Origin of the sequence: Ventosimonas gracilis (assembly GCF_001580025.1) — a bacterium.
GTDB classification, from domain to species: Bacteria; Pseudomonadota; Gammaproteobacteria; order Pseudomonadales; family Pseudomonadaceae; genus Ventosimonas; species Ventosimonas gracilis.
In genome coordinates this window covers 52,628-62,039 of the sequence record NZ_LSZO01000220.1, presented here as the reverse complement: position 1 = coordinate 62,039, position 9,412 = coordinate 52,628, and the positions used below count along the sequence as shown (strand labels likewise).

At 51.7% G+C, this 9,412-nt stretch carries 4 protein-coding genes; 1 reads left to right on the top strand and 3 read right to left on the bottom strand.

Going from position 1 to position 9,412, the window contains the following annotated elements:
* Positions 1-206 precede the first annotated feature (206 nt).
* The 3 genes from AXE65_RS13110 to AXE65_RS13100 form a co-directional block, all read right to left on the bottom strand.
* Complete coding sequence (locus tag AXE65_RS13110) at positions 207-428, bottom strand: hypothetical protein (protein WP_068393448.1); 222 nt, start codon at positions 426-428, stop codon at positions 207-209.
* Positions 429-578: 150 nt separating this feature from the next.
* Positions 579-1,994, bottom strand: coding sequence for an HlyD family type I secretion periplasmic adaptor subunit (locus tag AXE65_RS13105; RefSeq protein WP_068393445.1), 1,416 nt, complete (start codon positions 1,992-1,994; stop codon positions 579-581).
* 5 nt (positions 1,995-1,999) lie between these two features.
* A complete protein-coding gene (locus tag AXE65_RS13100) occupies positions 2,000-4,150 on the bottom strand; it encodes a type I secretion system permease/ATPase (protein ID WP_068393442.1) in 2,151 nt (716 codons plus the stop codon).
* A 301-nt stretch (positions 4,151-4,451) separates the two neighbouring features.
* Between AXE65_RS13100 and AXE65_RS13095 the strand changes: the two genes are divergently transcribed.
* Entirely contained in the window at positions 4,452-9,278 is a 4,827-nt protein-coding gene (locus AXE65_RS13095) for an NAD-glutamate dehydrogenase (RefSeq protein ID WP_068393439.1), read from the top strand.
* Positions 9,279-9,412 lie beyond the last annotated feature (134 nt).

Below are 9,412 nucleotides of genomic sequence, written 5' to 3'. Positions count from 1 at the left end.
ATTTTCGAACGTTTGAAGTACCTATTTTTACCAGTCATATCAGGAAGTTATCATGCCATAAAAACATGTTTGCTTCCTAAGACCCTTAAAATAAGCAAAAATTAAAAAATCGAATGGCTTGAAAAAAAAGAGAAAAAACCAGGCGCATAATATGCTCAAAAAAAACCAAAGCAAGGTGATAGAAATAGACCATTTGCTTGGGAGTATCATGTTTTCTTTTTTTCTTTAAAGTATTCGGCGCTGTATAGCTTCATTTCCTTAATTTTCTTGATTTCGGCGCTCTGTTGCTTAATGAGGGCCTCGGCTTGCGCCAAAATACTTTGCAGTTCCTGGTATTGGTCATCCAGCCCGTGTTGTACGCTTTGCTGTTTGTCTGCGCTTGGCTGTGCCGGGCGTTTTGTTAAATTAATCTGATGAGTGTTTTTCATTTAAATGGTCTTCTGTATGCAGTTAAAAAAATATTGGTTTAAGCGGTATATATTCTGCTCGGTAACTAATCCATCAGGAGGAAATAGCCTAAAATAAATACACGCAATCAGAAATGCGCTGATAAATTGATAGGTCAATTTTCCGGTTCTCTATCGTTCCCTAAGACTTTCATCCACATATTGTTTTAGTGGGCTTAGGAAATAATCAATAATCCTGCGTTGGTCGGTTTTTATTTCGGCACGTACCGCCATACCGGGCGAGAGTTTGATTTTGCGGTTTCCGACTATGAGATGGTCTTGGCTTAGTTGTATGCGTGTGCTGTAAACCAACCCTAATCGTTCGTCTTCAATGGCATCGCTGGAGATGCTTTGTACTATTGCAGGTACTGCGCCGTATTTGGTAAAGGTAAAGGTTTCTATTTTGACTTTGACCGCTTGACCGGGGTAAACAAAACCGATGTCTTTATTTTCCAGCAGGGCTTCGACTTCAATGGGCTGGTCTTTCGGGACGATAACCATAAGTGGTTGTGCTTCGGTGACTACGCCGCCTGCGGTATGGATAGCCAGTTGTTGCACATTGCCTACAACCGGTGCCTTTAAATACATAAGGCGGTGCTGTTGTTCGGCTTTGTGCAGTTCTTGCTCAAGATTTGCAGCCATTTGTCTGGATTGATTGAGTAAGTCCAGCAGGGCGCGGCGGTTTTGTGCCAGTAGTGTTTGTTTTTGCTGTTGTGCTGATTGTAAAGCGGCTTCAAGTTCGATACGGCGAGATTGCTGTAAGGCTAATTCGCGCTCAGCTTCTAATCGCTCTTGCTCTTTTTCCATCCAGCTATGGCGCGAGGTATGGTGTTTTTCCAGCAGTTTTTTATAGGCCTGCGTTTGTTCCTGCACCAGCGGCAGGGTTTGTTTGAGTGACGCTATCAGGATTTGTGCGGTTTGTAATTCGGCGCTGTGTTGTTTAATGCTGCTATCGGCTTGCGCCAAAAGACTTTGCAGTTCCTGGTATTGGCCGTCCAGCCAGTGTTGTGCGCTTTGCTGTTTGTCTGCGCTTAGTTGTGCTAAGCGTTTTGTTAAATCGGCTGGAGGTTTCTGATTATCGATGGCTTCAAGCAGAGCCTCGGCGCGGGCGTTGTCGATTTGCGCAGCGGTGAGTTCATTTTGCAGCCGGTTAATATCGGCTATTGTCAAACTGCTGTCGAGTTCAACCAGTAAATCGCCTTGTTCAACGGCTTGACCGTCTTGTACATAAATCGCTTTTACAACGGCTACGGTGCTGGGTTGTATCAGTTTGCTTTTGCCATTGGGGACTACGCGCCCGCTGGCGGTAGCGACAACATCCATATGCCCAAGGCATGCCCAAAGGAGTGCCAGTGCCGCAAAAACCATCAAGCAGCGCCCAATAACGCGCGGAGCGGGGTGAAGCGGATTATCCTGCAAGGCAAGGGCAGCGGGCAGAAACTCAATTTCATACGGTTCGCGCGGCGGCGCATCCATGCTTTTGCGCTGCCGCCAAGCGGCTTTCCATACCCTGCGGTAGCGTTTAAATAACTCAAGATAAGCAGACATTGTGTTTAACCTTGTTGTAATTGATGCAGATAGCGGTAATGTCCGTTTTCTTTTTGCAGCAATTGCTGATGTGTGCCGCTTTCTATAATTTGCCCGCGTTCCATCACCAGTATGCGATTGGCATGACGTACCGCGCTAAGTCGATGGGCAATAATAATGACGGTGCGGCCTCGGCAAATGGCTTGCATATTATCTTGAATAATGCGTTCGGACTCATAATCCAGGGCACTGGTCGCTTCATCAAAAATCAAAATGCGCGGATTGCCCATTAAGGCACGGGCTATGGCAATGCGCTGGCGTTGCCCGCCGGATAATGAAGCGCCGTGCTCGCCAACAATAGTGTCGTAACCTTCCGGCAGTTCCAAAATAAACGGGTGTGCTCCGGCGAGTTTTGCGGCCTGGATAATCTGTTCTATCGGTGCGCCTGGGTCGGTCAGGGCGATATTTTCCCGAATGCTGCGGTTAAACAGGGTGTTTTCTTGCAGCACAACGCCTATTTGTCGACGTAATGAAGTGACATCCGCCAAGGCTAAATCCATCCCGTCTATCAATACCCGTCCGCGTTCTGGCGCATAAAAACGTTGTATCAGGCGGGTTAACGTGCTTTTACCCGAACCGGAACGACCCACAATGCCGATGACTTCACCCGGGTTTATCACAAGGCGAATACCGCGCAGTATTTCACTGCCATCGGCGCGGTAGCGAAAATGCACTTGGTCTAATTCAATACGACCCAGCAAGGGCGGTAATGCGCTTTTGCTGGTTTGGCCAAGTTCAGTGGGGCTATTAAGAATATCGCCCAAGCGTTGTACGGAAACGCCCGTTTGTTGAAAGTTTATCCACAGTTGCGCGAGCCGAATAATAGGCTGTGATACGCGCCCGGCCAGCATATTAAAAGCAATCAACTGGCCTACGGAAAGCTGCCCTTGCATGACCAAATGAGCGCCCATCCAGAGCGTAGCGGCGGTGACCAGTTTGCCGATTAAATTAACGCTTTCGCTGGCAAGGGTGGAAAGCACCTGAGTTTTAAAGCTGGCGGCAATATAAGCCGCTTGCTGGTTATCCCAACGCCTTGCCATTTGCGGATGAGCGGACAGTGCTTTAACCGTATCCATACCGCTGACCACTTCAACCAGAAACGCCTGGTTTTCCGCACCACGATTAAAGCTTTCTTGCAAACGCGCCCGCAAAGGTGGAGTAATCAGTAGAGAAATCAAAAAATAAACCGGCAACGAGGCAATCACAATCAAGGTCAGCCAGCCGCTGTAAAACAACATCACGCCGATAAAGACTACGGAAAATAAAATATCCAGCACCAGCGTAATGGCATTGCCGGTTAAAAAGCTGCGGATATTTTCCAGCTCGCGCACGCGAGCGACTGAATCGCCCACACGTCTGGCTTGAAACCAGGCAATAGGCAAAGCCAGCAAGTGATTAAAGAGCTTGGAACTGAGTTCCACATCAATACGGCAGGTGGTATGGCTAAAGATATAGCTGCGCAATCCCGAAAGCAGACTTTCAAACAGCATAATGACGAGCAGGCCAATCACAATAACGTTTAGCGTGGTCGCACTGTGGTGAACCAGGACTTTATCCATCACCACCTGGAAAAATAACGGGGTTAATAAAGCAAAAAGCTGTAAAGCAAAAGAAATTAATAGTACTTCAGCCAATAACTTGCGGTATTTAACAATGGCCGGAATAAACCAGGTAAAGTCAAAGCGCGCCAACTCACCCACAATCGAGGCTTGCGAGCGAATTAAAATAATTTGCCCGTTCCAGCGCTCAGCCAGTTGTTCTGTCGTTAAGGTTTGTGGACGCTCAGTGTATGGGTCATGAATAAGCCACTGATCTTTATCACGGGCGGCAAGAATAAAAAAGTGGCCGTCTCGGCTTTGTAATAAAGCGGGTAATGGATTGTGCTCCAGTCGTTTGATGGCGCTTTTAACCGATTTTGCCATTAAGCCAAGATGGCGGGCGGCGAGCAGAATTTCTGCATGGGTAAAAGTGCTGCCTGATTTGCCGTATTGATGCGCCAGTTGTTCGGCGGATGCAGACACACCATGAAATCGCGCCAGCATCACCAGGCAGGCAAGGCCAGTGTCCGGCGCTGGGCTTTTTGTTGTTGCGTTGGATATTGATAATGGTGCATCCATAATAAATTCTATATTTCCTGAAATATCAGTGTATTAGTGAAAATTTATACAACATGGATAGCAAGAGCGAAAAGAATCATAACTTATTGGAATATGTAAATTTATATTTCGTAAGCTCTGATTGCGACTAGTTTTTGTCCGCTGGCGACAATCAGGGATGGCGAGTTTGCTTCTCAATAGTGAGAAAACCTGCAAGGAAATGTCGCCGAACTGGCAGTAATCGTTTGCAAAAACGCTAAGCTATGGACCTTCGGCCGGACTGCCTGTCAGCGCCTTAACTTTTTACAAGTGGAGTTTCGCTATGTCGTTTTTCACTGCGGCCAATGCTGCCGACTTCCAACAACAATTACGCAGCGCTTTGGCGCAGCACCTAAGCGAAGCTAAACGCGCGCAAGTGGCGCTGTTTGCTGAGCAGTTTTTCGCCATTGTCGCGGTGGAGGAGCTGGTAGGGCGGCGTTTGTCGGATTGGGTGGGCTGCACGCTGTCGGCGTTTAGGCTGCTTTCGCGCTTTGATAAAAATCAGCCACAAATTGAGGTTTTTAACCCCGATTACGAAAAAAACGGCTGGCAATCGACGCATACCGGCATTTATGTGCTGCATCCGAATCTGCCGTTTTTGGTCGATTCGGTGCGGATGGAAGTCAACCGCCGTGGCCACAGCGTCCACACGCTGCAAAGCAGCGTGCTCAGCGTGCGTCGTGACGAAGAGGGCAATCTGCTCGAACTGCTGGCAAAAGGCACGCAAGGTGAAGGCATCAGCAGCGAGTCGCTGATTTTTATGGAAATCGACCGCATTGCAGAGCCTTCCGCTTTGCGCGATTTAAGCGCGGCGATTGCCGAGGTATTGGGTGATGTACGCCTTGCCGTGGCGGATTTTGTGCCGATGAAGAGCAAGGTGCAGGAGTTGCTCGCTTGGCTGGATAACGCATCAGTTAATCAAGATCAGCAGTATCTAGAAGAAGTCAAAGCCTTTTTACAGTGGCTTGCCGATGACCATTTCACCTTTTTGGGTTACGAAGAGTTTCGTATCGACGGGCAGCAGATGCACTATGAGCCAAGCGCTCTGCTTGGATTATCGCGTCGTCTGCGCGCTGGGCTTGATGCAACGGAGCTGCACCTTGAGCCTTATATGCTGGAGTATTTAAGGCAGCCTGAACTGCTTTCTTTTGCTAAAGCGGCGGTGCAAAGCCGCGTACATCGCCCGGCTTACCCGGATTTTGTCTCGCTGCGGGTGACCGATAAAAGCGGCAAAGTGGTTAAAGAATGCCGCTTTTTGGGTATCTACACCTCCGCCGCCTATACCGAAAACGCACGCAGTATCCCCTGCATTCGTCATAAGGTCGATGAAGTACAGCGCCGCGCAGGTTTTCTGCCGCAAGGGCATTTGGGTAAGGAACTGGCGCAGGTGCTGGAAGTCTTGCCGCGTGATGATTTGTTCCAAACGCCGGTCGATGAATTGTTTGCTACTGCAATGGCGATTGTGCAGATTCAAGAGCGCAACAAAGTGCGCCTGTTTTTGCGCAAAGACCCGTATGGGCGCTTTGTCTATGCACTGGTCTATGTGCCGCGCGAGATTTATTCCACCGAAGTGCGCATTCGCATTGAGCAGGTGCTAAAAAACCGCTTGGGTGCGACTGACAGCGAGTTTTGGACTTATTTTTCCGAATCGGTACTGGCTCGCGTGCAATTTATCCTCAAGGTAGACCCGAAAAAACCGCTGGAATTTGACGCGCTACAAATCGAGCGCGAAGTGATCAATGCCTGCCGCAGTTGGCAGGACGATTACCGCGCGCTAGTGCTCGAATCCTCAGGTGAGGCCGAAGGCAACAAAGTATTGGCGGATTTTCCGCGTGGCTTTCCGGCAGGCTACCGTGAACGTTTTGCGGCGACTTCCGCCTTGGTCGATATGCGTCATTTATTGCTCTTGGGCGAAACCCGGCCGCTGTCGATGAGTTTTTACCAGCCGCTTAGTGGCGATGGTAAAACGCTTCACTGCAAGCTCTATCAGCAAGGCGAGCCGCTGGCGTTATCCGATGTGCTGCCGATTTTGGAAAACTTGGGGCTGCGCGTACTGGGCGAATTTCCCTGCCGTCTGCGCCATAAAGACGGGCGCGATTTTTGGATTCACGATTTTGCCTTTACCCCGGTCAGCGGTGCGGCGGTGGATTTGCAGCAGTTAAACGACACCTTGCAAGAGGCCTTTGTGCAGATTGTCGCAGGCAGTGCGGAAAACGATTCGTTTAATCGCTTGGTGCTGTCCGCCGCCATGCCTTGGCGTGAAGTAGCGTTATTGCGAGCGCTCGCCCGCTACTTAAAGCAAATCCGCCTGGGCTTTGATTTGGGCTATATCGCCACTACTTTGGGCAATCACACGGATATTGCGCGTGAACTGGTGCGCTTGTTCCGCACCCGTTTTTATCTTGCGCGCAAACTGTCCGCCGAAGAATTGGCCGATAAGCAGGATAAGTTGGAGCAGGCGATTTTGAGCGCGCTGGATAAGGTCGCCGTATTGTCCGAAGATCGTATTTTGCGCCGTTATCTGGATGTGATTAAGGCGATTTTACGCACCAACTTTTACCAAAGCGGCAAGAATTACTTCAGCTTTAAATTAAATCCTGCCGCTATTCCTGAAATCCCCAGACCCACGCCCAAGTTTGAGATTTTTGTCTATAGCCCAAGGGTCGAAGGCGTGCACCTGCGCTTTGGCAATGTCGCCCGTGGCGGGCTGCGCTGGTCTGACCGCGAGGAAGATTACCGTACCGAAGTGCTGGGGCTGGTCAAGGCGCAGCAGGTGAAAAACTCGGTGATCGTGCCGGTCGGCGCGAAAGGCGGCTTTGTCCCGCGCCGCCTGCCCGTCGCCGAAGGCCGTGATGCGGTGCAAGCGGAGGGCATTGCTTGTTATCGGCTGTTTATCAGCGGGCTTTTGGATGTCACCGATAATCTCAAAGATGGGCAAATCCTGCCGCCGCCGGATGTGGTGCGTCACGACGCGGACGACCCTTATTTGGTGGTCGCTGCCGATAAAGGCACGGCGAGTTTTTCCGACATTGCCAACGGCATTGCCGCGGATTACGGCTTCTGGCTGGGCGATGCCTTTGCCTCTGGCGGTTCGGTCGGTTATGACCATAAAGGCATGGGCATAACCGCGAGTGGCGCTTGGGTTTCGGTGCAGCGGCATTTCCGCGAGCGCGGTATTGACGTGCAGCAAGATGCGTTCACGGTGATCGGTATTGGTGATATGGCCGGTGACGTGTTCGGCAACGGCATGCTGCAATCGCAATCGTTGCAACTGGTCGCGGCTTTTAACCATCAGCACATCTTTATTGACCCCAATCCAAAAGACGGTGCGGCTTGTTTTGCCGAACGCGAGCGTCTGTTTAAAAAGCCGCGTTCCAGTTGGGCGGACTATGACAAAAGCCTGATCTCGGCAGGCGGCGGCATTTTTGAGCGCAGCGCCAAAAGCATTGCGATCAGCCCGCAAATGCAGCAGCGCTTTTTTATTACTGCCGATAAGCTCAATCCCACCGAACTGATCAGCGCACTGCTGAAAGCGCCGGTCGATTTAATCTGGAACGGCGGTATCGGCACTTATGTCAAAGCCAGTACGGAAAGCCATGCCGATGTCGGCGATAAAGCCAACGACGGCCTGCGTGTCGATGGGCGCGACCTGCGCGCCAAGGTGATAGGCGAGGGCGGCAATCTGGGCATGACCCAGCTTGGCCGGGTGGAATACAACCTCGCAGGCGGTGCCAGCAATACCGACTTTATCGACAACGCAGGTGGTGTGGACTGCTCCGACCACGAGGTCAATATCAAAATCCTGCTGCGCGATTTAATCGAAAGCGGCGAGATGACCGATAAGCAGCGCCGCGAACTGCTCGCGCAAATGACCGAACAAGTCGGCAGTTTGGTGCTTGGCAATAATTACAAGCAGACCCAAGCCTTGTCGCTGGCATTTCGCCGTGCCCGCGAGCGCGTCGGCGAATACCGCCGCTTGCTGGCAAGCCTTGAGCGCCGCGGCAAACTGGATCGCGCGCTGGAATTTCTGCCGACCGATGAAGCTTTAAACGAGCGCACCGCCGCCGGTAAAGGACTGACGCGGCCGGAACTTTCCGTGCTGATTTCCTACAGCAAGATTGACCTTAAAGAGCAGCTTTTAGCTTCAGCGGTGCCGGACGATGCCTACCTGCTGCGCGAGATGGAAAGCGCCTTCCCGCCGCTATTGGTCGAAAAATACGGGCAGGTCATGCGAGGCCACCGCTTGCGCCGTGAAATCGTCAGTACGCAAATCGCCAACGATTTGGTCAACCACATGGGCATTACCTTTGTCCAGCGCTTGACCGAATCCACTCGGCAAAGCGCCGCCAAGGTCGCGCGTGCTTATGTCATCGTGCGCGACATCTTCCACCTGCCGCACTGGTTTCGGCAAATTGAAGCGCTCGACGGCAAAGTCAGTGCCGATCTGCAACTGCAACTGATGGAAGAGCTGATGCGCCTGGGTCGCCGCGCCACGCGCTGGTTGTTGCGCAGCCGCCGTGCCAGCGAGATGGACGCCGCCGCAGCGGTTACCCACTTCGGCTCAAAAGTGGTGGCCTTGGGGCTAAAACTTAATGAACTGCTGGGCACTGAAATGCTGGAGCAGTGGCAGCAGCGCTACGAAGGCTTTACTGAAGCGGGCGTGCCGGAACTGCTGGCGCGAATGGTCGCCGGGGTTAGCCATCTGTATACCTTGCTTTCGATTATCGAAGCGGCGGAGATCAGTGGCGAAGCGGCCGAAACTGTCGCCAAATCCTACTTTGCCGTTGGCACTGAACTGGAACTGAACTGGTACAGCCAACAAATCAACCGTCTGCCGGTAGAAAACAACTGGCAGGCACAGGCACGGGAAGGCTTTCGTGACGAGCTGGACGAGCAGCAGCGCAATATCACCATCGCCTTGCTGCAAATGCCGCAGACGCAAAGCGAGGGCGATGAAAGGCTGGCCGCTTGGCTCGCCCGTCATCAAGAGCAGGTACAGCGCTGGCGCGGTGTACTGGCCGAATTGCGCGAAAGCAACGCCGCTGACTACGCCATCTACGCGCTACTGGGGCACGAACTCTTAAGCTTCGCGCAGGGCGCAGCGAGTTAACTTTCCCCCTCTCCCCGCCCCTCCCATAAATGGGGGAGGGGAGAGGGAGGTTTTTTGCCAATACAACGTACGGATAAATAATCGGCGTGCGGCTGGAAAGTGTTATTGGCTCTTGGTTATCCATTAACGGGTCG